This window comes from Ferrimicrobium acidiphilum DSM 19497 (assembly GCF_000949255.1).
GTDB classification, from domain to species: Bacteria; Actinomycetota; Acidimicrobiia; order Acidimicrobiales; family Acidimicrobiaceae; genus Ferrimicrobium; species Ferrimicrobium acidiphilum.
Genome location: NZ_JXUW01000068.1, coordinates 1 through 542 on the forward strand (window position 1 = coordinate 1; position 542 = coordinate 542).

Annotated in this window: 1 protein-coding gene; it reads right to left on the reverse strand. The window is 53.9% G+C overall.

All coding sequences use genetic code 11. The annotated features are described in order from the left end of the window. Window positions 1–19 precede the first annotated feature (19 nt). A partial coding sequence (locus tag FEAC_RS14400) for an ISL3 family transposase (RefSeq protein WP_052566613.1) occupies window positions 20–542 on the reverse strand: 523 nt, incomplete at its 5' end.

The following is a 542-nucleotide window of genomic DNA, read 5'->3' on the forward strand; positions in this document are numbered from 1 at the left end:
AAAACGGCTCTATTGACATTCATGTGGATAAACTCGCCCTTTCATAGGGTAACTTCAAGTCAATCGGTCCACAAGCTAGCATCACCAGGGCCAGGGTAGCCTTGGCGGAGTGAAACCCATACGAGCGGGCAATGATGGAGCGAACTTTGGTGTTGAGTCCCTCGACCCTTCCATTGGATACCCCAAGTCTGATGGAGGCAAGTATCCCGTCTCGATGAGTTCGGATGGTCTTTGAGAGTCGGATGAAACTCGATAGTCGTGAGCGTGAGGCTCGCTTGCACCAGTGATCGAGCATCTCATTCACCTCGTCGATCTCGAGGTCTCCAGCAAAGATCGCCCGTAGGGACTCCTTCATCTCATAAGCTCGCCATAGGGCTCCCCCTCGTTGTTTGATGGCTAAGAGGGCTAGTCCCTGACGTTTGGTTAGGGTTCCTGGATTCTTCAACAGTGCCCACCTTGCCCCGGCGAACTTACGGGCATAGACAGGAGATGGGAGCTTTCTCATCTCCCGCCAGAGATCCTTGCGTACCTCCTCTAGGGCC